The sequence below is a fragment of the Micromonospora sp. NPDC049801 genome (assembly GCF_040656575.1).
In the GTDB taxonomy this organism is placed as follows: Bacteria; Actinomycetota; Actinomycetes; order Mycobacteriales; family Micromonosporaceae; genus Micromonospora.
Map to the genome: position 1 here is coordinate 256,040 of NZ_JBFAMS010000007.1, position 26,526 is coordinate 282,565.

The 26,526-nt window shown below is 73.5% G+C and carries 26 protein-coding genes; 10 read left to right on the forward strand and 16 right to left on the reverse strand.

Features of this window, described 5'->3' with window-relative positions; genetic code table 11:
• Positions 1-15 precede the first annotated feature (15 nt).
• From AB0I89_RS15715 to AB0I89_RS15725, 3 genes are all read left to right on the forward strand, one after another.
• A complete protein-coding gene (locus AB0I89_RS15715; RefSeq protein ID WP_357126345.1) occupies positions 16-1,197 on the forward strand; it encodes an ROK family protein in 1,182 nt (393 codons plus the stop codon).
• 19 nt (positions 1,198-1,216) lie between these two features.
• Positions 1,217-1,522: a DUF1707 domain-containing protein gene (locus AB0I89_RS15720; RefSeq protein ID WP_357126348.1), complete on the forward strand. Its 306-nt coding sequence runs from the start codon at positions 1,217-1,219 to the stop codon at positions 1,520-1,522.
• A gap of 156 nt (positions 1,523-1,678) precedes the next feature.
• A complete protein-coding gene (locus tag AB0I89_RS15725) occupies positions 1,679-2,419 on the forward strand; it encodes a DUF4142 domain-containing protein (protein WP_357126351.1) in 741 nt (246 codons plus the stop codon).
• Positions 2,420-2,442: 23 nt separating this feature from the next.
• Here the strand turns inward: AB0I89_RS15725 and AB0I89_RS15730 are convergent, their stop codons facing one another.
• From AB0I89_RS15730 to tsaB, 4 genes are read right to left on the reverse strand one after another with little or no spacing between them, the layout of a single operon-like run.
• Positions 2,443-2,697, reverse strand: coding sequence for a hypothetical protein (locus AB0I89_RS15730; protein ID WP_053660576.1), 255 nt, complete (start codon positions 2,695-2,697; stop codon positions 2,443-2,445).
• A 14-nt stretch (positions 2,698-2,711) separates the two neighbouring features.
• Positions 2,712-3,758: a tRNA (adenosine(37)-N6)-threonylcarbamoyltransferase complex transferase subunit TsaD gene (tsaD, locus tag AB0I89_RS15735; RefSeq protein WP_357126354.1), complete on the reverse strand. Its 1,047-nt coding sequence runs from the start codon at positions 3,756-3,758 to the stop codon at positions 2,712-2,714.
• Positions 3,751-4,233 (reverse strand): ribosomal protein S18-alanine N-acetyltransferase, encoded by a 483-nt coding sequence (rimI, locus tag AB0I89_RS15740; RefSeq protein ID WP_357126357.1) that lies wholly within the window; start codon positions 4,231-4,233, stop codon positions 3,751-3,753. The genes tsaD and rimI overlap by 8 nt, the downstream gene beginning before the upstream one ends.
• Entirely contained in the window at positions 4,230-4,907 is a 678-nt protein-coding gene (gene tsaB / locus AB0I89_RS15745; RefSeq protein WP_357126360.1) for a tRNA (adenosine(37)-N6)-threonylcarbamoyltransferase complex dimerization subunit type 1 TsaB, read from the reverse strand. Before tsaB ends, rimI begins: the two co-directional genes overlap by 4 nt.
• Positions 4,908-5,425: 518 nt before the next feature.
• Between tsaB and AB0I89_RS15750 the strand changes: the two genes are divergently transcribed.
• Positions 5,426-6,130: a helix-turn-helix transcriptional regulator gene (locus AB0I89_RS15750; protein WP_357126363.1), complete on the forward strand. Its 705-nt coding sequence runs from the start codon at positions 5,426-5,428 to the stop codon at positions 6,128-6,130.
• 83 nt (positions 6,131-6,213) lie between these two features.
• On the opposite strand, the gene ung is transcribed toward AB0I89_RS15750, so the two are convergent.
• The 6 genes from ung to AB0I89_RS15780 all read right to left on the reverse strand — a co-directional run bounded on the left by ung (position 6,214) and on the right by AB0I89_RS15780 (position 11,656).
• The gene (ung, locus tag AB0I89_RS15755; RefSeq protein WP_357126366.1) at positions 6,214-6,915 is read right to left on the reverse strand and encodes a uracil-DNA glycosylase; all 702 of its coding nucleotides are present in this window, start codon (positions 6,913-6,915) and stop codon (positions 6,214-6,216) included.
• A 66-nt stretch (positions 6,916-6,981) separates the two neighbouring features.
• Positions 6,982-7,464: a tRNA (adenosine(37)-N6)-threonylcarbamoyltransferase complex ATPase subunit type 1 TsaE gene (gene tsaE, locus AB0I89_RS15760; protein ID WP_357126369.1), complete on the reverse strand. Its 483-nt coding sequence runs from the start codon at positions 7,462-7,464 to the stop codon at positions 6,982-6,984.
• A complete protein-coding gene (locus tag AB0I89_RS15765; RefSeq protein ID WP_357126372.1) occupies positions 7,461-8,564 on the reverse strand; it encodes an alpha/beta hydrolase in 1,104 nt (367 codons plus the stop codon). The genes tsaE and AB0I89_RS15765 overlap by 4 nt, the downstream gene beginning before the upstream one ends.
• Positions 8,564-9,682, reverse strand: a complete 1,119-nt coding sequence (gene alr / locus AB0I89_RS15770) for an alanine racemase (protein ID WP_357126375.1) — start codon at positions 9,680-9,682, stop codon at positions 8,564-8,566. Before alr ends, AB0I89_RS15765 begins: the two co-directional genes overlap by 1 nt.
• Before the next feature lie 80 nt (positions 9,683-9,762).
• Entirely contained in the window at positions 9,763-11,232 is a 1,470-nt protein-coding gene (locus AB0I89_RS15775; protein ID WP_357126377.1) for an NAD(P)H-hydrate dehydratase, read from the reverse strand.
• Between the two features lie 55 nt (positions 11,233-11,287).
• Positions 11,288-11,656 carry a holo-ACP synthase gene (locus tag AB0I89_RS15780; protein ID WP_357126380.1) on the reverse strand — a complete coding sequence of 123 codons (369 nt, stop codon included), beginning with the start codon at positions 11,654-11,656 and terminating at the stop codon, positions 11,288-11,290.
• A gap of 174 nt (positions 11,657-11,830) precedes the next feature.
• On the opposite strand from AB0I89_RS15780, the gene AB0I89_RS15785 reads away from it, so the two are divergent.
• Both AB0I89_RS15785 and AB0I89_RS15790 read left to right on the forward strand, forming a co-directional pair.
• Positions 11,831-12,127 (forward strand): hypothetical protein, encoded by a 297-nt coding sequence (locus tag AB0I89_RS15785; protein WP_357126383.1) that lies wholly within the window; start codon positions 11,831-11,833, stop codon positions 12,125-12,127.
• Entirely contained in the window at positions 12,124-13,800 is a 1,677-nt protein-coding gene (locus AB0I89_RS15790; protein WP_357126386.1) for an alpha/beta hydrolase, read from the forward strand. Before AB0I89_RS15785 ends, AB0I89_RS15790 begins: the two co-directional genes overlap by 4 nt.
• A gap of 100 nt (positions 13,801-13,900) precedes the next feature.
• Here the strand turns inward: AB0I89_RS15790 and glmS are convergent, their stop codons facing one another.
• Positions 13,901-15,814, reverse strand: coding sequence for a glutamine--fructose-6-phosphate transaminase (isomerizing) (gene glmS, locus AB0I89_RS15795; RefSeq protein ID WP_355050715.1), 1,914 nt, complete (start codon positions 15,812-15,814; stop codon positions 13,901-13,903).
• 239 nt (positions 15,815-16,053) lie between these two features.
• Here glmS and AB0I89_RS15800 point away from each other — a divergent pair, with 239 nt between their 5' ends.
• Together AB0I89_RS15800 and AB0I89_RS15805 are read left to right on the forward strand one after the other, a co-directional pair.
• Entirely contained in the window at positions 16,054-17,004 is a 951-nt protein-coding gene (locus tag AB0I89_RS15800) for an MmpS family transport accessory protein (RefSeq protein WP_357126390.1), read from the forward strand.
• A gap of 79 nt (positions 17,005-17,083) precedes the next feature.
• Positions 17,084-18,235: a pyridoxal phosphate-dependent aminotransferase gene (locus AB0I89_RS15805; RefSeq protein ID WP_357126592.1), complete on the forward strand. Its 1,152-nt coding sequence runs from the start codon at positions 17,084-17,086 to the stop codon at positions 18,233-18,235.
• Here AB0I89_RS15805 and AB0I89_RS15810 read toward each other — a convergent pair.
• Positions 18,207-18,833 carry a PadR family transcriptional regulator gene (locus tag AB0I89_RS15810; protein ID WP_357126393.1) on the reverse strand — a complete coding sequence of 209 codons (627 nt, stop codon included), beginning with the start codon at positions 18,831-18,833 and terminating at the stop codon, positions 18,207-18,209. The two genes, AB0I89_RS15805 and AB0I89_RS15810, sit on opposite strands and share 29 nt — an antisense overlap.
• Positions 18,834-18,906: 73 nt before the next feature.
• Here AB0I89_RS15810 and AB0I89_RS15815 point away from each other — a divergent pair, with 73 nt between their 5' ends.
• Positions 18,907-21,732, forward strand: coding sequence for an ABC transporter permease (locus AB0I89_RS15815; protein WP_357126396.1), 2,826 nt, complete (start codon positions 18,907-18,909; stop codon positions 21,730-21,732).
• 3 nt (positions 21,733-21,735) lie between these two features.
• Entirely contained in the window at positions 21,736-22,482 is a 747-nt protein-coding gene (locus AB0I89_RS15820) for an ABC transporter ATP-binding protein (protein WP_357126399.1), read from the forward strand.
• Between the two features lie 18 nt (positions 22,483-22,500).
• Here the strand turns inward: AB0I89_RS15820 and glmM are convergent, their stop codons facing one another.
• From glmM to AB0I89_RS15840, 4 genes are all read right to left on the reverse strand, one after another.
• Positions 22,501-23,856, reverse strand: coding sequence for a phosphoglucosamine mutase (gene glmM, locus AB0I89_RS15825; RefSeq protein ID WP_357126402.1), 1,356 nt, complete (start codon positions 23,854-23,856; stop codon positions 22,501-22,503).
• Between the two features lie 117 nt (positions 23,857-23,973).
• Positions 23,974-24,438: a 30S ribosomal protein S9 gene (gene rpsI / locus AB0I89_RS15830; protein ID WP_355050719.1), complete on the reverse strand. Its 465-nt coding sequence runs from the start codon at positions 24,436-24,438 to the stop codon at positions 23,974-23,976.
• A gap of 20 nt (positions 24,439-24,458) precedes the next feature.
• Entirely contained in the window at positions 24,459-24,902 is a 444-nt protein-coding gene (rplM, locus tag AB0I89_RS15835; protein WP_007465158.1) for a 50S ribosomal protein L13, read from the reverse strand.
• A 209-nt stretch (positions 24,903-25,111) separates the two neighbouring features.
• Positions 25,112-26,497: a nitrate/nitrite transporter gene (locus AB0I89_RS15840; protein ID WP_357126405.1), complete on the reverse strand. Its 1,386-nt coding sequence runs from the start codon at positions 26,495-26,497 to the stop codon at positions 25,112-25,114.
• Positions 26,498-26,526: the final 29 nt, after the last annotated feature.

Consider the following 26,526-nt stretch of genomic DNA (forward strand, 5'->3'; position numbering starts at 1 on the left):
GGAGGTAGCACCAGCATGCGCCCGGCACCGAGCCAGGAAGAGGTTCGCCGGCAGAACCTCGGGGCCCTGCTGCGGTACGTGCACGTCCACGGGCCGACCACCCGTGCCGAACTCACCACGGCACTGGGGTTGAACCGGAGCACCATCGGCGCGCTCACCGCCGACCTGGCCGGCGTCGGGCTGGTCAGTGAGGGAACGCCGAAGGAGACCGGCCGGGCCGGACGACCGTCCATTGTCGTCCGGCCCGAGTCGGCCCGGGTGTACGCGTACGCGTACTCCGTGGAGGTGGACCGGCTGCGGGCCGCGCGGGTCGGTCTGGGCGGCGCGGTGCTGGACCGCCGCGAGCTGGACCGCCCGCGTGGCCTGCTGGCCGCGGAGGCCGCGCCGATGCTGGCCGGCGCCGTCAAGGAGATGCAGCAGGCGGTCCCGGGCGGCGCGATCTGCGTCGGCACCGGCGTCGCGGTCTGCGGCATGGTCCGCCGGGAGGACGGCCTGGTGCGGCTCGGGCCCACCACCGGCTGGGTGGACGAGCCGATCGGCGCGGCGCTCGGGGCCGAGATGGGCCTGGACGTGCCGGTCACGGTCGGCAACGTGGCCGACGTGGCGGCGTTCGCCGAGCACACCAGGGGCGTCGCGGCCGGCTGCGACAACGTCATCTACCTGTACGGCGACGTCGGCGTCGGCGCCGGGATCATCGCCGGTGGGCGTCGGCTCACCGGACACGGCGGGTACGGCGGCGAGGTCGGCCACATGAAGGTGGTGCGCGACGGCAGGCCCTGCGAGTGCGGCGCCCGGGGCTGCTGGGAGACCGAGATCGGCGAGCACGGCCTGCTGCGCGCCGCCGGACGCTCCGACGCGCGGGGACGCGACGCCCTGTTGGCCGTCTTCGACGCCGCCGACCGGGGGGACGCCCGCGCCCAGACGGCGGTACGCCAGGCGGGCGACTGGCTCGGCTTCGGGGTCGCCAACCTGGTCAACGTCTTCAACCCCGAGATGGTCATCTTCGGCGGCACCATGCGCGACCTCTACCTCGCGGCGGCGGCCCAGATCCGCAGCCGGCTCAACTCGAACGCACTCGGCGCGTGCCTGGAGCACGTCCGGCTGCGTACGCCGACGCTGGGCGAGGACGCACCCCTGATCGGGGCCGCCGAGCTGGCCTTCGAACGACTGCTCGCCGACCCCCTCGACGTGGGCTGACCCGCGTACGCTGTCCGGCGTGGACGTCGAGTTGCGCGCCTCCGACGACGACCGTCACCGGGTGGTCGCCGAGCTGCACCGGCACACCACGGTGGGCCGACTCACCCTGGACGAGTTCTCCGAACGGGTCGGCGCGGTGTGGACCTCCCGCACCCTCGGCGACCTCGCCACGCTGACCCGGGACCTGCCCGCCCTGCCCGATCCCGCAGCCGCGGCGAAGGGCGACGACGGGATCGGGCACGGCCGCCGGGAGCTGCTGGTGCTCTTCGCCGTCGCCGCGCTCACCCTGCTGCTGCTCGGTGGCTTCCTGGCCGTCACCCGCTGATCCGTGTGGCACGCCCGACGGGCTCCGCATTTCCACGGCCCGAGCGGATGAACTGATCGGACGATCAGTCCGTACCAGTGGGCGGACGGGCGGCCGGCAGGGTGCGGCTGCCCGGTCCAGACGCGTTTCGGTCCGGACCGAGGAGGCACCGCAGACATGGCACCGCTCAGATTGGCCCGTCGCCGGCCGGGCAACCGGACGCACCGCGCGGCGATGTTGCTCATCGCGATCATCGCGGGGGTCGGTGTCCTGCCGGGCGTGGCCATCGCCGCCCCCGCGGGTGGGCAGCAGCTCAACGCCGCCGACATGACGCTGCTCAACGGGGTGCGCCTGGCCGGGCTGTGGGAGATGCCGGCCGGCCAGATGGCCGCCGAGAAGGGACAGTCGCCGAAGGTACGGGAGATCGGGGCCGGCATCGCCGGCGAGCACCAGAAGCTCGACCAGCTCGTCGTGGACGCCGCCAACAAGCTCGGCGCGTCCATCCCCACCGAGCCGACGGCCGAACAGAAGGGCTGGCTGGCCGAGATGCAGAACGCGTCCGGCGCCCGGTTCGACCAGATCTTCGTGACCCGGCTCCGGGTGGCCCACGGCAAGATCTTCCCGGTGATCGGCGCGGTACGGGCCAGCACCCGCGACGCCACCGTCCGCAAGCTCTGCGAGGACGCCAACGCCTTCGTACAGCACCACATGCAGATGCTGGAGTCCACCGGACTGGTCCGCTGGCCCGAACTGCCGCCGGCCGCGCTGCCCGCGCCCGGCAAGGACGGTCTGCTCGCCGCCGCCGGGGCGAACGCGGGGCCGCAGGTCGGGGTGAGCAGCACCGTCGTCTGGCTGGTCTTCCTCGCCGCGCTCGGTACCGGCGGGATCGCCACCTACCGGATGCTGCGCCGGAGCTGACCGACGATTGAGGTGGCCCGGAGTCAGCGGTCGACCTGGGTGAAGTCCCAGGAGTGCGGGGCGCGGGCCACCAGCAGGGCGGGCGGATCGGGCAGCGGACGCGGGTTGCTGCGCCACTTCGAGATGACCACGACGCGGTGGTCGGTGGACGAGAAGACCTCGCTCGACACGTGCAGCGGGTCGTGCTCCAACTCGGGCAGGGCGGTGTCGCACACCCAGGTGATCAGGTCGGCGACGCCGTACGCCTCGGCGCGCGCCTCCCACATCCGCACGATCATCTCCGGCGTCCCCGTCACACGCTGACCGTGGTCAACGGCAGCGCCGAGTCGGCCGGCAGATCCAGCCGGCTCGGCGCGACCCCGGCGGCGACCAGGTGCGATCCGAGCGCGGCCACCATCGCCCCGTTGTCGGTGCACAGCTTCGGCCGCGGCACCCGGACCCGGATGCCGTACTTCTCGGCCCGCTCCTCGGCCAACGCCCGCAGCCGGGAGTTCGCGGCCACTCCCCCACCGATCACCAGGGTGTCGATGCCCTGCGCCCGGCAGGCGGCGATGGCCTTGTTGGTCAGCACGTCGCAGACCGCCTCCTGGAAGGACGCGGCCACGTCGGCGACCGGCACCGGCTCACCGGCGCGTTGCCGCGCCTCCACCCAGCGGGCCACGGCCGTCTTCAGACCGGAGAACGAGAAGTCGTACCGGTGGGCCGCCAGGTCCTTCGCGGCGGTCAGGCCACGCGGGAAGGCGATGGAGGCGGCGTCACCCGCCCGGGCCTCACGGTCGATGGGCGGACCGCCCGGGAACGGCAACCCGAGCAGCCGGGCCACCTTGTCGAACGCCTCACCGGCCGCGTCGTCGATGGTGGCGCCGAGCGGGGTGACACCCCGGGCCAGGTCGTCGACCAGCAACAGGGACGAGTGCCCGCCGGAGACCAGCAGGGCGATGGCCGGTTCGGGCAGTGGGCCGTGTTCCAGGGTGTCCACCGCCACGTGCGCGGCGAGGTGGTTGACGCCGTACACCGGCTTCTCGGCGGCGAGGGCGTACCCCTTGGCGGCGGCGACGCCGACGAGCAGCGCGCCGGCCAGACCCGGCCCGGAGGTGACCGCGATGGCGTCGATGTCGGCGAGGGTGACGCCAGCGTCGGTGAGCGCCCGCTGCATGGTCGGCACGATGGCTTCGAGGTGGGCCCGGCTGGCCACCTCCGGCACCACGCCCCCGAAACGGGCGTGCTCCTCGACGCTGGACGCGAGCGCGTCAGCCAGCAGGGTGTGCCCGCGTACGATGCCGACGCCGGTCTCGTCGCACGAGGTCTCGATGCCCAGGATCAGCGGTTCGTCAGCCATGGTCGTGTGGTCCGTCCCCGGTCGGCTCGGCGTCGCGCCGCATGACCAGCGCGTCGGTGTTGCTCGGTTGGTAGTAGCCGCGACGCACCCCGATCGGCTCGAACCCGTACGTCGCGTAGAGGCGCTGGGCGGGGGCGTTGTCCACGGCCACCTCCAGCAGGGTGCTGCGGGCGCCCCGACGGTTCGCCTCGGCGAGCAGTTCCTCCAACAGGACGCGGCCGACGCCACGTCGCTGGACGTCCCGCCGGACGGCGATGACCTGCACCCACACCTCGTCCGGTGGGGCGCCGGCGAGCCCGGCGTAGCCGAGCACCGCTCCGTCGCTGTCGGTCGCGACCCGGTAGTGGTGCCCGTTGGCCAGCTCGTTCCAGAACATGGAGGGCGACCACTGCCCGGCGCCGAACAGGTCCGCCTCGATCGGCATCGCCTCGTCGACGTGCCACCAGCGGAACCGTTCCAGCCGTACCGACGTCACGGGAGGACCGGTTTGCGGCCGGTGGCCGCCACGGCGTCGGGACGGCGCAGGTAGAGCGGGGTGAGTCGCTCGCCGGGCGCGCCGGCCCGGATCCGCTCGGCGGCGAGCAGCGCCAGCACGGTGGCCTCCGGGTAGCGCGGTTCGACCCGGACCGGCAGGTCCAGAGCCTCGGCGTACCGGTGTGCTCCGTCGCCGACCGCGACCGTCGCGCCCAGCTCACGGGCGCGGGCGGCGGCCACCGCCGGCGAGGACACCTCGGGCCCGACGACCCGCTGGCCGGCCCCGTCGTAGACAGCCCAGTACAGCTCCTTGCGGCGGGCGTCGCTGGCTGCCAGCACCGGCTCGCCGGCAGCCGCCGGGTGGCCGATGGCGTCCAGGGAACAGACGCCGTACGTCGGAATGCCGAGCACCTGCCCCATCGTGGCGGCGGTGACCAGGCCGACCCGCAGCCCGGTGAACGGCCCGGGGCCGAGCCCGGCGACTATCGCGCCCAGGTCACGCGGGCGCGCGCCGGCGTCGGCAAGGACCGCGTCCACCTGAGGCGCGAGCAGTTCACCGTGCGCGCGGGCATCGACCGTGCACCGGTGCGCCCGGGACGTGACGCCGTCCGCCGAGATCTCCACCAACGCTGCGGTCACCGCGGGGGTCGAGCTGTCCACCACGAGTACGAGCACGGTTAGCCAGCCTAGCGGCCCCGCCACCGCCCGCCCGTGACGCCCCGCCCCTCGGCCACCACCGGGCCTACCGGCGGACGAGCAGCGCCGCGACTCCACCCCTCGCCACGCCACCCCGCCGCCGTGCGCCTTCCCGACCCTCACCGACCCTCACGCCACGCCGTGCGCCTTCCCGACCGCCACGCCACGCCACGCGTCTTCCCGACCGCGACGCCACGCCACGCGTCTTCCCGACCGCGGCGACGGCGACGGCGACGGCGACGGCGACGGCGACGGCGACGGCGACGGCGACGGCGACGGCGACGGCGACGGCGACGGCGACGGCGACGGCGACACCATCCTGATGAGAGTGATGCCTGTGAGTCATCAAGATGACTCACAGGCATCACTCTCATCAGCAATACCGCCGCCGCTCAGCGACGCGGCCCCGACCATGCTGATCCCGGCTTGCAAGACCGCGAGTCGTGAATCCGCCGCAGAGCTACCGCGAGCGTCTGATGCTGGGCCAGCATGCCGGGATGCCATCGACTCGCCTCGTCACCCTCCTCGGCGCCGTGCTGCGACAACAACGCCAGCGACGCGAGCTGAGCCAGCGCCAGCTCGCGGGACTCGCCGAGGTCAGCCAGGCGGCCGTGGCCCGGATCGAACGCGGCGAACGCGCGCCGAGCGTCCCGGTGCTGGAGCGGTTGTTCACCGCGATGGACGTGCAGCTGGTGGTCGGGGTCGAACCGCTGGACGCGCATCTCGACGCTCGCATCGACGAACTGGCCGCCCGCCCGGTCGGCGAACGCATCGACGAACTGGGCCTCAACGAGACGCTGGACCGACTGACCGACTTTCCGCAGGTGCTCACCGGTAGCACGGCGGCGCTGTTGCAGGGCGCGCCGGTGCCGGTGGACGCCGTCGAGATCGCCCTCCGCTGGCAGGACTCGAAACGGTTCACCGGCTGGCTGGAGGCAAACTACGGCCAGCGGTGGAACGCCCGGTGGGGCGAGTTCGGCGGGGTGTGGTTGGAGCCGGAAGAGCCGGGCGAACACCGTTGGTCGACCCGGTACGGCGAGATCAGGGCGACCATGTGCGACGAGTTGCCCGAGACGATCGAGGTACGCCACGGTGGCCGCGATTATCAGGTGGTGCCGCTGGTCGAGCTGGAGTTGACCGAGCCGCGGGCCGCCGACCTGCTGCGCCGCTACCGGGCCCGGCGCCGCGCCCCGGAAAGCTGACCGGACCCGGCCAGCCGGCGCCGAACCCGGAGCAGGCCAGCCGGCGCCGAACCCGGGCCAGGCCAGGCCAGGCCAGGCTGAGGTCAGTCGGCGGTGCGCTCCCAGTCGATGGTGGGACGGCCGGCGTCGGCGAGGGCCTTGTTGGCCGCGCTGAACGGGCGGCTGCCCAGGAAGCCGCGCGGGTTCATCGGGCTCGGGTGGCCGGCCTCCAGCACGACGTGCCGAGAGTTGGTGACCAGGCCGGCCTTCTTGCGGGCGTAGCCGCCCCAGAGTAGGAAGACCACCCGGTCCGGCAGGGCGTCCAGCGCCCGGATGGTGGCGTCGGTGAACTCCTCCCAGCCGGCGTTCGCATGCGAGCCGGGGGTGGCCTGACGGACGGTCAGCACCGCGTTGAGCAGCAGCACGCCCTGCGCCGCCCAACCGTCCAGGTTGCCGCTGCGCGGCTTGGGCACCCCCACGTCCTCGCCCAGCTCCTTGAAGACGTTGCGCAGCGAGGGCGGCACCGACACGCCCTCGCGGACGCTGAAGCTCAGCCCGTGCGCCTGACCGGCCCGGTGGTAGGGGTCCTGCCCGAGGATCAGCACCCGGGTGGCCTCCGGCGGGCAGAGTCGGTACGCCGAGAAGAGGTCCTCCAGCGGCGGGAAGACGGTCTGCGTCGCGTACTCCCGGGCGACGAAATCCGCCAGCGCGGCCGTGCGGGCCGGGTCGAGGTGCGGGGTGAGCACGGCACGCCACTGCTCCGGCAGCAGCGCCAGCAGATCCAGGGCGGGGGCATCGTCGGGCATCAGAAACCTCTTCCAGCGCGGGTCGGTCCCCCGCACTCTAAGCATCACGTCCGACAGCGCCGCGCCCTAACCCAGCTCGGCCAACCGCCGAGCCCAGTCACCACCGACCGGATCCAGCTCGACGACTCGGGTGTCGTCGTCGCGGCGGTCGATACGGACCCGCAGGTGCGCGTCGACCAACTGCTCCACCAGGCCCTCGCCCCACTCCACGACGGTCACCGACGCGTCCACCGAGGCATCCAGGTCCAGGTCGTCGATCTCGGCGCGGGGGTCGCTGGCGGCGCCCAGCCGGTACGCGTCGGCGTGCACGAGGGCCACCCGACCGCCCCGGGCCGGATCGGGCCGGTGCACCCGGGCGATCACGAACGTCGGCGAGGTCACGTCCCCGAGGACGTTGAGCCCGGCACCGATGCCCTGGGTGAGCGCGGTCTTGCCGGCGCCCAGCGGGCCGGTCAACAGCACCAGGTCACCGGCCCGCAGCAGCCCGGCCAACCGGCGGCCGAACTCCCGAGTGTCCTCGACGGTCGGCAGTTTGACGACGAAACTCACCGGTCCTCCATGCTCTCCAGTGATTCGAGGAACCGCTCCAGCGCGGCGTTGACCTCGTCGGCGTGCTCCAGCATCACCACGTGACCACTGTCTTTGATCTTGATGAACTCGGCGTGCGGCAGCCGCCGGACGATCTCCTCGGAGTGGGTCACCGGCGTGATCATGTCCTTGTCGCCGACGACCACCAGCACCGGCGCGTTCGCCAGCGCCGCCAGCGCCGGGAAGCGCGAGTGTGTGGCGAGGGTCCGCAGGTAGCGGGTCACCGTGTCGGCCGAGGTCCGGGAGTTCATGGTCTCCACGTAGGACACCAGCCGAGGGCTGGGCTTGCGGGTGCCGAAGCCGTACTTGCGGGTCAGCAACCAGGCCACGTTCGAGGTCGACTTGCGGGCCCTGTCGATCACCGGACCGCCGTACCGCGTGGCGTTGCTGACCATGTAGAGCACCGGACCACCGACCCGGCCCAGCAGCGCCGGGGCGACCAACTTGGTCTCCGCGACGAGACCGCCCGACGTGGCCATCAGCACCGTGCCCACCACCCGGTCACCGAACAGCTCCGGGAACAGCTCGGCGAACGCCATGATGGTCATGCCGCCCATCGAGTGGCCGACCAGCACCAGTGGCCCCTCCGGGGCGACCCGGTCGATCACCCGGCGCAGTGTCCGGCCGAGCACGGCCAGGTCGTACTCGCCGGTCTCCAAGCGACCGGACTGGCCGTGACCGGGCTGGTCGTACGCCACGATCCGATAGTCGCCACGCGCGGCCAACATCTCGCGCTGGAAGTGGAAGGTGCCCATGTCCAGGCAGAACCCGTGCACCAGCACCACCGTCGGGTGCCCCGGCACCGGACGGGTCGGCTCGACCACCTCGACGTGGATGTCGGTGCCGTCCGGCAGCTCCAGCCGGAACGCCTCGTCGTACCTCTGTTCGCCGAACGTCTCCTGGGCGTAGCGGTCGGTCGGGTCGGTCTTCAGCCGGCGGACCAGGGTGCGTTCGGTCGCGACGCCGGCGGCCAGACCGGCCGCCGCCACCCCGACCGCGGCCCCGACCAGGCCGGCGACGCGGCCGGCCGCGGTCCGCGGGCGCGGGATGCGGTACGCCATCAGGGGCGCTCACCGTCGTAGACGCGCGGCACCCGGGTGCTGCCGAACCGGGTGACGATCTCGTAGTTGATCGTGCCGACCGCCTCGGCCCAGTCGTCGGCCGTCGGCTCGCCGTCGGCGCCGCTGCCGAAGAGGGTCGCCACGTCACCGTCGGCCACCGGGTCGTCGCCGCAGTCGAGCACGAACTGGTCCATGCAGACGCGTCCGGAGATCGTCCGCCGCGCGCCGGCGAGCTGTACGGGGCCGGTGTTGGAGGCGTGCCGGGGCACACCGTCGGCGTACCCGAGCGGCACCACGGCCAGGTTCGCGTCCGACTCGGTGGTGTAGGTGTGGCCGTAGGAGACGCCGGTCCCGGCGGGCACCCGCTTGGTGAGCATCACCCGGGCGCGAGCGGTCATCGCCGGACGCAGCCCGTACGTCTCGCCGGCCACCGGGGACAGGCCGTAGATAGCCAGCCCGGGACGGACCAGGTCGAAGTGCGTGTCGGGGCGGGTCAGGGTGGCCGCCGAGTTGGCCAGGTGCCGCCACCGGGGGCGCAGCCCGGCCCGCTCGACCATGGCCAGTCCCTCGTGGAAGACGGCGAGCTGCCGGTCGGTGGTCGGGTGGCCGGGCAGGTCGGCGTACACGAAGTGGCTCCACACACCGACCACCTCGACCAGGCCGTCGGCCTGGGCCTTCGCGGCGGCGTCGAGCAGGGCCGGCCAGTCGGCGACGGTGGCGCCGCCCCGCGACAACCCGGTGTCGATCTTCAGGTGCAGGCGGGCGGGGCGCTCGGCACGCCGGCTCGCCTCGATCATCTCGTCGAGCTGCGGCACGCTGGCGGCACCGAGATCGACCCCGGCGCTGACACCCTCGTGCAGCGGCAGCCCAGGCGCGAGCAGCCACGCCAGCACGGGCGCGGTGATCCCGTTCCGGCGCAGCGTGAGCGCCTCGTCGAGGGTGCAGACGCCGAGCCAGTCGGCCCCCGCGTCGAGCGCCGCGCGGGCGGCCGGGAGCATGCCGTGGCCGTACCCGTCGGCCTTCACCACCGCCATCAGCTCGGCGGTGGTGCCGGAGCGGAGCCGGCTCACGTTCTCGCGGATCGCGTCAAGATCGACACGTACCTCGGCCTGCCACATGCGCCCAGCCTACTTTCCAGCCTGATCACCGTGGGCGGCGACGCTCGGCCCGCCGCACCGGTCGGGTCGGTTCGGGACGATCAGCCCAGCCGGGCGACGACCGGGCGCAGCGCGGTCACCACGTCGGGCGCGGTCACCGGGCCGCCGCGGGCCGCCTCCCGACCGGCCAGCCCGTGCAGGTACGCGGCCCCGGCCGCCGCCCGATCCGCCGGCACCCCGGCCGCCAGCAGCGAGCCGAGCAGCCCGGCCAGCACGTCGCCGGTGCCGCCGGTGGCCAGCGCCGGGGTGCCGGTGGGGTTGACGTACGCCCGGCCGTCCGGCGTGCCGATCACCGTGCGGTCCCCCTTGAGCAGCACCACCGCGTTCATCCAGGCGGCCAGTCGCAGCGCGGACCCGACGCGGTCGGCGCCCGGCTCCTCCCCGCACAGCCGGGTGAACTCCCGGTCGTGCGGGGTGACGACGATCGGCGCGTCCCGGCCGCGCAGCCGGTCGGCGAGTGAACCGTCGACCAGCAGGGTCAACGCGTCCGCGTCGAGCACCACCGGCACCGGTGTCGCCAGGACGGCCCGCAGCTCGGCCGCCGCCTCGTCTCCGGTGCCCAACCCCGAGCCGCACACCCACGCCTGCACGCGGCCGGCATCGGCCACCCGGGGCGTGGCGATCACCGAGGGGTGCTGGCGCAGCACCTCGTCGCGGGCCCCACCGGCGTACCGGACCAGGCCGGTCGGCCCGGCGAGCGCACCGCCGACGGAGAGCACCGCCGCGCCCGGGTACGTCGCCGAGCCGGTCGCCACCCCCACCACACCCCGGGTGTACTTCTCCGACGCGGCGCCCAGCTCGGGCCACCACCGCTGAAGGTCGGACCAGTCGGTGACGTTCAGCGCGGGGGTGCCCCGCAGCCAGGGCTCCAACCCGATGTCGACCAGCTCGACCTGCCCCGCCAACGCGGCGGCCGGCCCGACCACCAGGGCGGGCTTGAGCGCGCCGAAGGCGACGGTCACGTCGGCGCGGACGGCGGTGGGCCGGCCGGACGCGGACAGCGGCACGTGCCCGGTGTCCACCGCGACCCCGCTCGGCACGTCCACGGCCAAAACGGTGGCCCGCTGGCCGTCGCGCCCGCGCAGGTCGCCCAGCCCCTGGACGACCTCGTCCGCGTTCGCCCGCAACCCACCCGTGCCGCCGATCCCGACGATGCCGTCGAGGACCAGGTCGACGGGGCCGGCGGGGCGGTCGACCAGCCGGCCACCGGCGGCCCGCAGCGCGGCCAACCCGGCCACGTGCGCCCGGCCGGGAGTGAGCAGCAGGGCGGAGACCTCGACGCCCCGGCGGGCCAGCCGCTCTCCGGCGTAGAGCGCGTCGCCGCCGTTGTCGCCCGAGCCCACGAGCAGCAGCACCCGGCCGCCGTACACGCCGCCGCGCTCGGCGAGCAGCAGGGCGGCCCGGCGGGCCAGCCCGGCGGCGGCGCGCTGCATCAGCGTCCCCTCCGGCAGCGTGCCCATCAGCCCCGCCTCGGCGGCCCGTACGTCGCCCACCCGCCACACCGGTCTCATGTCACCGTGTCCCATCCGTTCCGCGGGCTGGCCGGCACGGCCCACCCGGCCGACGTCACCGTTCCGCGACCACCATCGCCGAGGCGATGCCACCGTCGTGCGAGAGCGACAGGTGCCAGTGGTTGATACCACGCTCGGCGGCCACCGCCGCGACGGTTCCCGAGACGCTCAGCCACGGCCGGCCATCGGTGTCGGGCACGATCTCGCAGTCGTGCCACCGCAGGCCGGCGGGAGCGCCGAGGGCCTTGGCGACGGCCTCCTTCGCGGCGAAGCGGGCGGCCAACGACTCCGGCGAGCGGGGACCGCCGGAACGGGTGACCCGCTCCGGCCCGGTGAAGAGCCGGTCGGCGAGCAGCGGCGTCCGCGCCAGGGACCGGGTGAACCGGTCCACCAGGACGACGTCGAGGCCGACAGCGACGATCACCAGACCACCCTACCGGCGGCGGGGGCGGCAGATTAGCCGTCGGGCCCGCGGTGGGCAACGCCTGTGGACAGACCGGGGTACGACCGCAGTCCGCCGTCCACAGGGCACCTCGGCGCGGCCCGGCTCTGCCTAGCGTTCACCGCGTCGATGCCGATCCGACACGGGGGTGGGGTCATGACCGAGGAGCCGTTCACCGTCCGGCCGCAGGAGCTGCGCGCGGAGGCCGGCGCGCTCGACGACGAGGCGTACCGGTTGGCGTGGGGTCTGGCGCGGGTGCCGGGGCTGCTGGTGCCGGCCCCGGGTTGGCGGACGGCCACGGCGCTGGCGGGGCTGGAGGCGGCCGGACACGCCTGGTTCTGCCGGCTGGGCACAGCCGTGGCGGTGACCGCCGATGGCATCCGCGGGGCGGCCGAGGCGTACGAGACGGTGGACGACCGGGCCGCCGGCCGGTTCGTCACCGTGCCCCGGTGAGCGGGGTCGGCTACCGGCAGCTCTGGGCCGCCGATCCGGCCGGCTGGCGGGCGGCCGGATCGGCCTGGGCCGGGCTGACCGGCCCGGTCCACCGGCACGCCGACGAGCTGGCCGGGACGGCCGGGCGGCTGCGCGGTGACTGGTCCGGTGCGGCGGCCACGGCGGCCGACGCCCGGCTCGCCGGTCTTGCCGACGAGCTGACGTCGGTGACGCCGGCGCTGATCGAGGCCGACCAGACGCTGGCCGAGTTGGCCCGGCAGCTCGCCGTGGCGAGGGCCCAGCTCGCCGAGGCGGTCACCCGGGCCGAGGCGGCCGGCCTGACCGTGGACCGAGCCGGTGGTGTGCGGGCGGCTCCGGTGGACCCCGCGCATCCCGTCGGAGCCGGCACGGCGGCAGCCGGGCCACCGGCGGGTACGAGGGCCGGCACGGCGGCGGGGTCGGCAGCCGGCACGGCGGCGGGGTCGGCGGTCGGAGTCGCGGTGGCGGGAGTGGCGGCGGCCGTACGCGCGGCGGTCGAGCGGGCCGACGCGGCGGATCGGGCCGCCGCCGACCGGTTGGCGGAGCTGGCCCGTGCGGCCGGCACCGGCTGGGCGTCCCCGGCACCGCCCGGCCGGCCGGCCACCGGGGCGTCGCCGTCGGTTGTACGCGCCTGGTGGTCCGGGTTGACGCCGGCCCAGCGGCGCTGGCTGGTCGGGCACGAACCGGCGCTGGTCGGCGCCCTGGACGGGGTACCGGTGGCGGCCCGCGACCAGGCCAACCGCCTGCTGCTCGGCGCGCGGCGCGACGAGTTGCTGGCCGAGCGGCGGCGATTGTCGGTCCGGGTGCCGCCGGGACCGCTGGCGTCGGTGCGACTGCGCGCGCTGGCCGCACGGTTGGCCGGCCTGGACGCGCTCACCGAGCGGCTTGCCGGCGGGACGCCGCGGGCGTACCTGCTGGGGCTGGACCCGGCCGGTGAGGGGCGGGTGGTGGTGGCGCTCGACGACCCGGACCACGCCGATCGGGTGCTGACGTACGTGCCGGGGATGACCGCCGGGCTGGACGACGCCCCCGGCGAGCTGGGTCGGGCCGCCCGGGTGCTGGAGCGCTGCGCGACGCTCGCGCCGGGTCAGCGCAGCGCGGCCGTGCTGTGGCTGGACTACGACGCTCCGGACTTCCTGACCGAGGCGGCGTCCGCCGGCCAGGCCCGGGACGCCGGGCCGGCGCTGCACCGTTTCCAGGAGGGGCTGCGCGCCACCCACGAGGGTCCGCCGGCCCGGCAGACGGTGCTCGGGCACAGCTACGGGTCGCTGGTGGTGGGGGTGGCCGCCCGGGAGCACGGGCTGGCGGCCGACGCGCTGATGTTCGTCGGTTCGCCCGGGGTGGGCGTGGCGCACGCCGACGAACTGGGCGTCCCGGCCGGGCAGGTGTGGGCCAGCAGGGCACCCGACGACGTGATCCGCCTGGCCCGGCCGGTGGACGAGCTGGGTCGCCCGGCGCTGTTGGGCGCGGCTCCGCTCGCCGCGGTGCTGGGTTGGCCGGATCGCACCGGTCACGAGCTGTGGTTCGGTCACGACCCGGCCGATGCCGGGTTCGGCGGCCGGGTGTTCCGCAGCGGCCGGGGTGGGCACGCCGGCTACTGGGAGCCGGACAACCCGGCGCTGGACGGGATGGCCCGCGTCGTACTGGGCCGGTGACGGGACCGGGCCGCCGACGAGCCACCGGACGCGACGCCGACGACGGAGCCCCGGCCACCGCGGGTGCGGCGCGGCCGGGGCTCCGGGGCGTGGCTGGCGACTACTCGACGGTGACCGACTTGGCCAGGTTGCGGGGTTGGTCCACGTCGTGCCCCCGAGCCGCGGCGATCTCGGCGGCGAACACCTGGAGCGGCACGGTGGTGACGAGCGGGGCGAGCAGGGTGGGCGTACGCGGCACGTAGATCAGGTGGTCGGCGTACCGGACGACGGCCTCGTCGCCCTCCTCCGCGATCACGATGGTCCGCGCGCCACGCGCCCGGACCTCCTGGATGTTGGAGACGACCTTGTCGTGCAGCATCCCGCGCCCCACCGGGGAGGGCACCACGCAGATCACCGGGGTGCCCTTGTCGATCAGGGCGATGGGGCCGTGCTTCAGCTCGCCGGCAGCGAAGCCCTCGGCGTGCATGTACGCCAGCTCCTTGAGCTTGAGCGCGCCTTCGAGGGCCACCGGGTAGCCGACGTGCCGGCCGATGAACAGCACCGTCGGCTCGGACTTCAGCTCGCGGGCCAGCTCGCGGACCGGCTCGATGCGGTCCAGCAGCTCGCGCAGCTTGCCCGGCATCTCCTGTAGCTGGGCCACGACCGCGCCGACCTCGTCGGCGAACTTGATGCCGCGTACCTGGGCCAGGTGCAGGCCGATCAGGTAACAGGCGACGACCTGGGTGAGGAACGCCTTGGTGGAGGCGACGGCGATCTCCGGCCCACCGTGGGTGTAGAGCACGGCGTCGGACTCGCGGGGGATGGTGGAGCCGTTGGTGTTGCAGATGGCAAGCACCCGGGCCTTCTGCTCCTTGGCGTGCCGCAGGGCCATCAGGGTGTCCATCGTCTCGCCGGACTGCGAGATCACCACGATGAGCGTGGACCGGTCGAGCACCGGGTCGCGGTAGCGGAACTCGCTGGCCAGCTCCACCTCGCACGGGATCCGGGTCCAGTGCTCGATGGCGTACTTGGCGACCAGGCCGGCGTGGTACGCGGTGCCGCAGGCCACGATGAAGATCTTGTCGACGTCGCGCAGATCCTGGTCGCTGAGGCGGACCTCGTCCAGGGCGATCTCGCCGCTCTCGGTGAGTCGGCCGAGCAGGGTGTCGGCGATCGCCTGCGGCTGCTCCTCGATCTCCTTGAGCATGAACCAGTCGTAACCGCCCTTCTCGGCGGCGGACGAGTCCCAGTCGATGTGGAAGTCCTTGCCGCTGGCGGGCTGACCGTCGAAATCGGTGATCTCGATGCTGTCGCCGGTGATCAGGACGATCTGGTCCTGACCCAGCTCCACCGCCTCGCGGGTGTGCTCGATGAACGCGGCCACATCGCTGGCCAGGTAGTTCTCGCCGTCGCCGCGCCCGACGACCAGCGGCGAGTTGCGCCGGGCGCCGACGACGGCACCGGGCACCGAGGCGTCGACCGCGAGCAGGGTGAACGCGCCCTCCAGTCGCTGGCACACGACACGCATGCCGGCGGCGAGCAGCTGCGGGCCGTCCGGCTGGCCGGCGGCGCGCAGGTCGGCCAGGGCGGCGGAGAGCAGGTGCGCGGCGCACTCGGTGTCGGTGTCGCTGGTGAACTGGACGCCGTCGGCCTCCAACTCGGCGCGGAGCCGGGCGAAGTTCTCGATGATGCCGTTGTGGATCACCGCGACGCGGCCGTCGGGCGCGACGTGCGGGTGGGCGTTGCGGTCGGTCGGCCCGCCGTGGGTGGCCCACCGGGTGTGCCCGATGCCGGTGGTGCCGTCACCGATGCCGATCGGACTGGCCGCGCAGGAGGTCGGGTCGTCGGCGGCACGCTCGGAGAGCACCTTTTCGAGGTTGGCGAGCTTGCCGGCCTTCTTCTCGGTCAGGAGCTGGTCGTCGCAGACGATGGCGACGCCGGCCGAGTCGTAGCCCCGATATTCCAGCCGTCGCAGCCCGTCGAGCACGATGCTCAGCGCCGGGCGCGCGCCGGCGTATCCCACGATTCCACACATGGCCCGCAGCCTAACCCAGTTTCGCTCATCATGGGTGCTCGAAAGACGGCTAAACAAGCACCGAATTTGAGCGATCGGTCGTTGGTGGGCCGCAACGGGACGAGCGTCACGAGCCGGGCCGGCGTGCGCGGGACCGGACGGGGTTGCGGGACGACCGGCGCGTACGACAGTCTTCCGGCGGGTTCGGCGCACGCTCCGCTGACTCCTCGACCCCTTACCCACTCCCGCCCGGAGCAGCCATGTCCGACGCGCCGCCACCCGAGTCGTCCCCGACGCCACCTCCGGACCCCGCCCCGCCGCCGCCGGACCCGACGGCTGCGCCGCCGCCGACGAACCCGCCGTCCGGCTGGTCCGCGCCGGACGCCTTCCCGACGCCGGATCCGTTGACGCCGGGCCAGCCCTGGGCGCCCCCACCGGCCTGGACCCCGCCGCCCCCGTCCGCGCCGTGGACGCCCGATCCCACCAGCGTTCCGGGTACGCCCGACGCCGCCGGAACCGGCGCCTGGCCGCCGCCCCCGGAACAGCCGTCGGCCGGCTACCCGCCGGGTTACCCGGTACCCGGCTACCCACCGCCCGGCTATCCACCGCCCGGCTATCCACCGCCCGGCTATCCACCGCCGTACCTCTATCCCGGCTATCCGCCGCCCGCCCGGCCGGGCGGCGGGGCCGGCCGGGTCGTCGGGATCGTCGTCGCGGTCGTCGTGGCGCTCGCCCTCCTCGGGTGCGGATGCTTCTGCGTGTCCGGGTCACTGCTCAGCCGGCTTGTCCCGGACACGGTCGCCGAGGACCCGTACGACAGCGACCCCTTCGGCGACGACACCTGGCCGCCGAGCATCGCGCCCGAGCCGCCCACCGTGCCCGACACCCCCACGACGGGGCCCACCAAGAAGCCGATCACGCGCCCGACGTCGGGTCCGGCCCCCGTGACGGTGGTCTACGAGGTCACCGGAGTGGGCCGGGCGGACATCGCGTACTTCGACGCCGAGAGCGATCTCATCCACATCGACGGCGCGAAACTGCCCTGGCGCATGACCATCCGCACCAACGGCCAGAGTCGGGTCATGGTCGAGGCCAGGTGGTCCGATGACGGTGAGAGGCCGATCGGCTGCACCGTCACGGTCACCGGCGCCGGAAAGCCCGTGACGAACAAGACCCAGGGGACCTGGGCCACCAGTTGTGAGCCCGAGTGAGGCTGGAGTCGGGTCAGCGGGTGACCGTAGGCTGGCGCAGGTGACGACGAGCACCGATGTCGACCCGCTGGTGGCCCGGATGCGGCCGTTCGGTACGACGATCTTCGCCGAGATGTCCGCCCTCGCCGTCCGGACCGGGGCGGTCAACCTCGGCCAGGGCTTCCCGGACACGGACGGCCCGCCGGAGATGCTGGCCGCCGCCGTCGAGGCGCTGCGCGGCGGGCAGAACCAGTACCCGCCCGGTCCGGGGATCCCCGCCCTGCGCGCGGCCGTCGCGGCGCACCAGCGTCGGTTCTACGACCTGGCGTACGACCCGGACGGCGAGATCGTGATCACGGCGGGCGCGACCGAGGCGGTGGCGGCCAGCATCCTCGCTCTCTGCGAACCGGGCGACGAGGTGGTCTGCTTCGAGCCGTACTACGACTCGTACGCCGCTTCGATCGCGCTGGCCGGCGCGGTCCGGCGGCCGGTCACGCTGCGTCCCGGCGCGGACGGCCGGTACGCCTTCGATCCGGCGGCGCTGCGGGCGGCGTTCGGGCCGCGTACCCGGCTGGTGCTGCTGAACTCGCCGCACAACCCGACCGGCAAGGTGTTCACGCCGGCCGAGCTGGCGCTGGTGGCCGAGTTGTGCCAGGAGTTCGGCGCGTACGCGGTCACCGACGAGGTGTACGAGCACCTGGTGTTCACGGACGCGTCCAGCGCGCAGGTGCCGCTGGCGTCGCTGCCCGGGATGCGGGAGCGGACGCTGCGCATCTCGTCGGCCGGCAAGACGTTCTCCTGCACGGGCTGGAAGATCGGCTGGGTGAGCGGCCCGGCGGCGCTGGTCTCGGCGGTGCTGCGGGTGAAGCAGTTCCTCACCTACGTCAACGCCGCGCCGCTGCAACCGGCGGTCGCCGTGGCGCTGGCCCTGACCGACGACTACTACACGGGCTTCCGCGACGGGCTCCAGCAGCGGCGCGACCAGCTCATCGGCGGCCTCACGGACGCCGGGTTCGACGTGCTGACGCCGGAGGGCACGTACTTCGTGACCGCCGACGTCACCGCGCTCGGCGGCACCGACGGGATGGAGTTCTGCCGGTCGCTGCCGGAGCGCTGCGGCGTCGTGGCGGTGCCCACCCAGGTCTTCTACGACGACGTTGAGGCCGGCCGGCGGCTGGTCCGGTTCGCGTTCTGCAAGCGCCCGGAGGTGCTGGCCGAGGCGGTCACCCGGCTGCGCGCGCTGACCCGCTGACCGGCCCGGAGCCGGTCGCGTCCGGATCGGTCGCCGACTGATCCGAGGTGGCGGACGTCAGTCGGGTGAGCAACTGGCCCTCATCGCCGAGCAGCGCCGCCTCGGCGTCGTCCACGAAGGACAGGTCGGCGGTCACGTGCCGGCTCGCCGCGGTGAGCAGCAACCCGACCACCGGATCGTCGGCGGTCCGCCGGAGGCCGTCCAGATTGCGCAACTCGCGCAGCAGGTGCCCGCGCTGGTTGCTCAGCACGGCACGAACGGTGACCGCGGACCCGGACCGGGCGGCGGCGGTGACCTTGAGGAAGAAGTCGTCCCGGAATCCGCCGCTGCGCGGGCTCGGCTCGCCCAGCCACCGCGCCAGCTCCGCGCGCCCGGCCGGGGTGATCTCGTAGACGACCCGGTCCGGCTTGATCGGCTGGGGCTGCCGTTCGGCGACGACCAGTTCGTCCCGGGAGAGCCGGTCGAGGATCTGGTAGAGGTGGCCGATGTTCAGCGGCCCCCACTGCGGGCCGACGGCGGCCTCGAACGCTCCCTTGAGCTGGTAGCCGTGGCTGGGGCCACCAGCGAGCAGGGCGAGGACGGCGTGCTGGATCGCCATGTCACCTCCGGTACCGGTCTTGCATTGTCACAATGTATCGCGCAGAGTGGGAGACGGCACACGGGGAGGCGCGATGCTCGGCTTCATCTGGCGACAGCTACGCGGCCGTGCGGGGCGGTCGGTGGCACTGCTGGTCGGAGTGCTGGTGGCCACCACCGGTTTTGTGGTCCTGACCGGTGCCACCACCACCTCCCGCCTGGATGTCAACGGCACGGTCGAGCGCAACACCCAGGTCGCCTACGAGATCCTGGTGCGCCCGAAGGGCACCCGCACCCCGCTGGAAGCCGAGCGCGGGCTGGTCCGCCCCAACTATCTCTCCGGGCTCTTCGGCGGCATCACCACCCAGCAGTACGAGCAGGTGGCGGCCGTCCCCGGCATCGAGGTGGCGGCCCCGATCGCGATGCTGGGCTATTCCACCACGCTGCTGCCGACGCCGATCGACCTCACCGGGGCCGTCGACCGCTCACTCGATCATCAGGTCATCCGGGTCGCCCCCACCTTCCACGCCGAACGCGGTCTCTCCAGCGCGCGGGGCAAGCCCCGGTACGTCTACGTGACCAAGAAACCGTTGATCTTCCCCCGGCTCGACGGGGGACTCGGCAGCGAATCGGTCCCCTACTCCGACGGGAACTCCTACCCCTGGCCGGAGGCCTGCGGACCGGCCCCCCGGGAGGTGCAGCCGGACGGCCGCAGCCTGCCCATCTGCGATCCCCAGTACGCCCTGCTCGGCAACCCCGGCACCTACTCCGAGCGGGAGGCGTGGTCGCTGCACGCCGTGCAACTGTTGCCCGACGGCCGGTTCCGGGGCCAGCCCTACGCGCTGGCGAGCGATCGGGACGGCACCTCGGCGCCGGCCGACCGGCTGGTGATGGCGTACGACCTGACCGTGCCGTTCCTCCTGGCCGCTGTCGACCCGGCCGCCGAGGAACGTCTGGTCGGCCTCGACGACGCCGTGGTCACCGGCCGGGCCGTCCGCCCGGACGACACCGTCGCCGTCGAACGGGCCGGCAGCACGGAGAACCTGCAGGTGCCGGTCCTCGTCACCAACCGGCCCTTCATCGACGAGGCACTGTCGGCCACCTTCACCCGGCTCTCGGCCAGTCCGGTGGGCGTGCCGGCGATCGACCTGGAGAAGACCCTGAGCCGCCCGGTCGGGGCGCCAGCCGGGTCCGCCCGAACCGACCTCACCGCCGGCCACCAGACGATGCTCACCGAGGAGCTGTCCCCGACCGGGTGTTGCGTGGGCCAGTTGCAGGCCATCGTGCAGTCGGCCGACGTGCAGTACGACCGTCTGGCCGACGGCAGCCTGCGGGCCCGTCCGCAGCCACCCGGCGCACCCACCGCGTACGGCCGGGAGACGGCGTACAACCCGATGCCCCGCCCCTGGCTCGCCGACGACAGCGGTTCGCGGTCGGTGCGGCCGCTGCTGCTGGCCGCCGCCGGGAACACCACCTTCCGGTACTGGCGGGCCACGGGTGTCTTCGACCCGAGTCGGCTGACCGGCTTCGCCGACCTCGGCCACCTGCCGCTGCAGACCTATCAGGCGCCCGTCGCGCAGGGCGCCGACGAGCGCAGCCGCGCGGCGCTGGGCGGTCAGCCACTCGCGCCCAGCGGCAACCCGGCCGGATACCTCTCCGCCCCACCGCTGCTGATCACCAACCTCGGCAGCCTGCCGACCCTCCTCGCGGGTACCGGCAGCCCACAGGCCAAGGCCCCGATCAGCGCGATCCGGGTACGGGTGGCCGACGTGGGCGGGTACACCGAACGTTCGGCCGAGCGGGTCCGGTTGGTCGCCGAGCAGATCGCGGCGCGCACCGGACTGGACGTCGACATCACCCTCGGCTCGTCGGCCGCGCCGCAGACGGTGGAGCTGCCCGCCGGCACGTTCGGTCGGCCGACGCTACGGCTGACCGAGAACTGGTCGGCGCTCGGCGTCGCCTCGATCATCACCCAGGCGGTGGACCGCAAGAGCCTGGTGCTTTTCCTCCTGGTGCTGGTGGTCTGCGTCCTGTTCCTCGGCAACGCGGTCAGCGCCGCAGTCCGGGACCGACGCTCCGAACTGGCGGTGCTCTCCTGCCTCGGCTGGCCGGTCCGCCGCATCGCGGCGCTGATCCTGGGCGAGGTGGCCCTCCTCGGGCTCATCGCCGGCCTGCTGTCGCTGACCCTCGCGGTGCCGCTCGGAACAACCCTCGGCATCGATGTCGACTGGCGGCGGTCGGCTCTGGCCGTACCCATCGCCCTGCTGCTCGCGCTGGCCGCGGGCCTGGTGCCGGCGCTGCGGGCCGCGCGCGCCCACCCCGCCGCCGCCCTGCGCCCGATGGTCGCTCCCGCCGGTTGGGTACGCCGGCCCCGCACCCTGCTCGGGATGGCGCTGGCGAACCTGGCCCGTACCCCCGGACGCACCTTCCTCGGCGCCGGCGCGCTGGCCATCGGGGTGGCCGCGCTGACGTTGGTCACCGCCGCTGCCTGGGCGTTCCGGGGCGCGATCGTCGGCAGTCTGCTCGGCGACGTGGTCTCACTGAGCGTGCGCGGCGCGGACACCGTGGCCGCGGTGGCCACCGTGCTGCTCGGCGCGGCGGCGGTCGCGGACGTGCTCTACCTGAACATCCGCGACCGGGCGGCCGAGCTGGCCACCCTGCGGGCAATCGGCTGGACCGACGCCGAACTGGGCCGGCTGGTCGGTTACGAGGGGCTGACGCTGGGGCTCGTCGGGTCGACGACCGGCGCGGCGGTCGGCCTGGCCAGCGCGGCGTGGCTGATCGGCGCCCTGCCCGGCGCGCTGATCCTGGTGGCCGCGCTGGTCGCGCTGGCGGGCGCGCTGGTGAGCGCTCTCGCCGCGCTGGTGCCCGCCGCTCTGTTGCCGCGCCTACGGCCCGCCCGACTTCTGGCAGAGGAGTAGCTAATGAGCGAGCAGAGCGGCAGCGTGATCTCGGTCGACCACCTGGTCCGACGGTTCGGCGTCGGCGCGGACCGACTCACGGCGGTCGACGACGTGTCGCTGAGCATCGCGGCGGGCTCGGTGGTGGCGCTGACCGGGCCGAGCGGGTCGGGGAAGTCGACGCTGCTGCACCTCATCGGCGCGATCGAGCAGCCAGACGAGGGCACCATCACCACCGACGGTGTGGTGGTGAGCGAGCTGCGGCGTGCCGCGCTGGCCCGCTACCGGCAGCGGGTCGGGTTCGTCTTTCAGCGCTACCACCTGCTGCCCGCGCTCACCGTGCTGGACAACGTGATCGCGCCGGTCCTGCCCCGCCGTGGTCGGACCGATCACGCGGCACGTGCCCGGGAACTGCTCGACGCGGTCGGCCTGGCCGGGCGGGAACGCGCCCTGCCCGCCCAGCTCTCCGGCGGACAGCAGCAACGGGTCGCCATCGCTCGGGCGCTCATGGGCGCACCGGGCCTGCTGCTGGCGGACGAGCCCACCGGCAACCTCGACTCCACCACCGGCGGCCAGATCCTCGACCTACTGCTCGACCTCCGTGACCGGCACGGCATGACCATCCTGCTGGCGACCCATGATCAGGCCATCGCCGCGCGCTGTGACCGACTGGTCCGACTGACCGACGGCCGTGTCACCGAGGATCTCGATCTCACCGACGGCGAGGACCCCGCCGACACCTACGGGCGGGCGAGCCAACTGCGGTTGTGAGATCGCCCCGGGATGGTCTCAGGCGGCCGGGCTGGCCGTACGCACCAGGGCGGCGATCCGCTCGGCGACGTCGCGGGCGATCGCCTCGGTGGCGGCCTCGACCATCACCCGGACCAGGGGCTCGGTGCCCGACGGGCGCAGCAGCACCCGACCGGTCTCCCCCAGTTCCGCCTCGGCCCGCTCGACCTCGGCGCGGACGGCCGGTGCGTTGGCCCCGACGGTCCGGTCGCCGACCGGCACGTTGATCAGCACCTGCGGCAGCTTGGTGACCACCGAGGCCAGCTCGGCGAGCGACCGGCCGGTGGCGGCCATCCGGGCCATCAGGTGCAGACCGGTGAGGACCCCGTCGCCGGTTGTGGCGTGGGCCGGCATGACGATGTGACCGCTCTGCTCGCCGCCGAGCGCGAGGCCGGACGCGCGCAGCTCCTCCAGGACGTACCGGTCGCCGACCTTGGTTTCGATCAGCCGGATGCCCTGCGCGGACATCGCCAGCCGCAGACCGAGGTTGCTCATCACGGTCGCCACCAGGGTGTCCTGGGTGAGGGTCCCGGCCTCCCGCATGGCCAGCGCCAGGATCGCCATGACCTGGTCGCCGTCGACCTCGTCGCCGTCGGCGCTGACCGCCACGATCCGGTCGGCGTCGCCGTCGTGGGCGATGCCCAGGTGGGCGCCGTGCTGCACCACGGCCTCACGCAGGGCCTCGATGTGGTTGGAGCCGCAGTCGTCGTTGATGTTCAGGCCGTCGGGCTCGGCGTGGATCGCGACGACCTCGGCGCCGGCCTCCCGGTAGGCGACCGGAGCCACCTCACTCGCCGCGCCGTTGGCGCAGTCGACGACGACCTTGATCCCGTCCAGCCGGTGCGGCAGTGCGCCGACCAGGTGCTGCACGTAGTGGTCCGCGCCGTCGAGCAGGTCGTGCACCCGGCCGACGCCGGCACCGATCGGGCGGTCCCAGGCGGTGGTGGCGTTCGCCTCCACCGCGGCCTCGATCTTCATCTCGATCTCGTCGGGCAGCTTGTGACCACCGGCGGCGAAGAGCTTGATGCCGTTGTCCGGCATGGGGTTGTGTGACGCGGAGAGCACCACGCCGAGGTCGGCCTTGGCTTCGGCGGTGAGGAAGGCCACGGCCGGGGTGGGCAGCACACCGACGCGTACGACGTTCGCGCCGGCGCTGGTCAGCCCGGCCACGACGGCGGCCTCCAGCATCTCGCCGCTGGCCCGGGTGTCCCGGCCGACAACGGCGAGCGGCGGGTGACTGCGGTCCGTCTCGGCGAGTGTGTGCGCGGCGGCCACGGCCAGCGCCAGCGCCAACTCGGGCGTGAGATCCGCGTTCGCGCGCCCGCGTACGCCGTCCGTGCCGAACAACCGACCCATACCCGCCAACCTCCGATGAGCAACTGCCGATGAGGAGAAAGCGGAACGGCCGGTCCACCTCCCCGGTCGGGGGAGGCGGACCGGCCGTCCGTCAGAAGTACAACGCGCTGGAGAAGATCAGCGCTTCGAGTACTGGGGAGCCTTACGGGCCTTCTTGAGGCCGTACTTCTTGCTCTCCTTGACCCGGGCGTCCCGGGTGAGGAAGCCGGCCTTCTTGAGGGCCGGGCGGTCGTCCGGCTCGTTGACGATCAGCGCGCGGGCGATGGCCAGCCGCAGCGCACCGGCCTGGCCGGTGGTGCCGCCGCCACGCAGGTTGGCGATGACGTCGAACGCCTCGGGCTTCTCGGCGGTGACCAGCGGGTCCTTGATGAGCTGCTGGTGCACCTTGCTCGGGAAGTAGGCCTCAAGGTCGCGGCCGTTGCAGGTGATCTTGCCGGTGCCCGGAACGATACGGACCCGGACGATGGCCTCCTTGCGCCGACCCACGGTCTGGATCGGGCGGTCACCACGCGGCGCGCGGGCGACGGGCGCCGGCGCCTCGGTGGCCTCGGGGGCAACCTCGGTCTCGGTGATGTCGGTCATGCTGCTTCCTTCGCCCGCGCTCACTGCGCGATCTGCTTGATCTCGAACGGCACCGGCTGCTGCGCGAGGTGCGGGTGCTCGGCACCGGCGTAGACCTTCAGCTTCTTGATCAGCTGACGGCCGAGCTTGTTGTGCGGGAGCATCCCCTTCACAGCCAGCTCGATGGCCCGCTCGGGGCGCTTGGTCAGCAGCTCGTCGTAGCCAACCTGCTTCAGACCACCCGGGTATCCCGAGTGGCGGTAAGCGACCTTGGTCTGGCGCTTGTTGCCGGTCAGCGCGACCTTGCCCGCGTTCACGATGACGACGAAGTCGCCCGTGTCGACGTGCGGCGCGAAAGTCGGCTTGTGCTTACCACGCAGCAACGTGGCGGCGTGGGTGGCCAGGCGGCCCAGCACGACATCAGAGGCGTCGATGACGTGCCACTGACGCTCGATCTCACCCGGCTTCGGGCTGTACGTACGCACAGGTCTACCTTGTCTCGTCGTCGGTCTGGGGTCGCGCGCCGAGGTGACCAGAGCTAGCAGGCCGGACCAGCGCGCACGAACGACCAAGCGTACCTGATAGGGCACGCCTCTGGATGTCGTACAACAGCAGGCAACGATACCCGGCGCCCCATCGGCAGGTCAAAACGGGGGTGGGCCGCCGCGCTCGGGCGCGGCGGCCGTGACCCGGTTCACACGCCGGCGAGCCGCTGGGGCGACCCCGGACGACGGTAGGCGACCCAGGTGACCGCGAAGCACAGCGCGTACCAGCCGATGAACGCCAGGTAGGCGGCGTCCGCGTTGCCGGAGCTGAGGAACGACTGGCGGAAGGCGATGTTGACCAGCACCCCGCCGGAGGCCCCGATCGCGCCGGCGATCCCGATCAACGCGCCGGTCATCCGTCGCGCCCACCGGGCGGCGGCCTCCGGGTCGCGCGTGCCGTCGGCCACCGCGTCCGCCGCTCGGGCCCGGAAGATCGCCGGGATCATCTTGTACGTGGAGCCGTTACCGATCCCGGAGAAGACGAAGAGGGCCAGGAATCCGGCCAGGTAGAGCCCGAACGAGCGCTCGCGGGCCGCGTACAGGACCATGCCGGCGCCGAGCGCCATCGCCACGAAGTTCCAGAAGGTCACCCGTGCCCCGCCGAGCCGGTCGGCGAAGTGCCCGCCCAGCGGCCGGACCAGCGAACCGATCAGCGGCCCGAGGAAGGTCAGCCAGGCGGCGTCGACGGGGGTGGGGAACCGGTCGGCGAACTGGAGCTGGAGCACCTGGCCGAAGGCGAAACCGAACCCGATGAACGACCCGAAGGTGCCGATGTAGAGCAACGACATCACCCAGGTGTGCGGGTCCCGGGCCGCCTCGCGCAGCGCTCCCGGCTCGTTGCGCGCCCCGGGCACGGTGTCCAGCCAGCGGGCCGCCGCCAGCGCGGCCAGCACGATCAGCGGCAGATACACCGCAGGCACCAACCGGGGGTACGCGGCGCCGGCGGTGGCCAGCACCGCCAGCCCGACGAGCTGCACGGCCGGTACGCCCAGGTTGCCGCCACCGGCGTTGAGCCCGAGGGCGCGTCCCTTGAGGTGCTGCGGGTAGAACGGGTTGATGTTCGCCATCGAGGAGGCGAAGTTGCCGCCGCCGACGCCGGTGAGGCAGGCGAGCACCATGAGGGTGGAGTAGGACACCCCCGGCTCCAGCAGGATCGTCATCGGCACCGTCGGGAGCAGCAGCAGAAGCGCGCTGATCATCGTCCAGCGCCGCCCGCCGAAGCGGGCCACCGCCAGGGTGTACGGCAGCCGCAGCACCGCGCCCAGCGCGGCCGGCACGGCGGTGAGCAGGAACTTTCCGGCCGGGTCGATGCCGTACGCGGGGCCGAGGAAGAGCACGGTCACCGACCAGAGACTCCACACGGAGAAGCCGACGTGCTCGGCGAAGATCGACACCCAGAGGTTGCGGCGGGCGATCGGCGCGCCCGTCGTACGCCAGAAGTCCGGGTCCTCGGGCCGCCAGTCGTCCAGCGGGCGTCGACGCCCGGTGACGGCAGGTGGGTCGGCGGTGACTGCGGTGCTGGTGAGCGTGCTCACGGCGGCTCCTCCTCGTCGATCTGACGAGG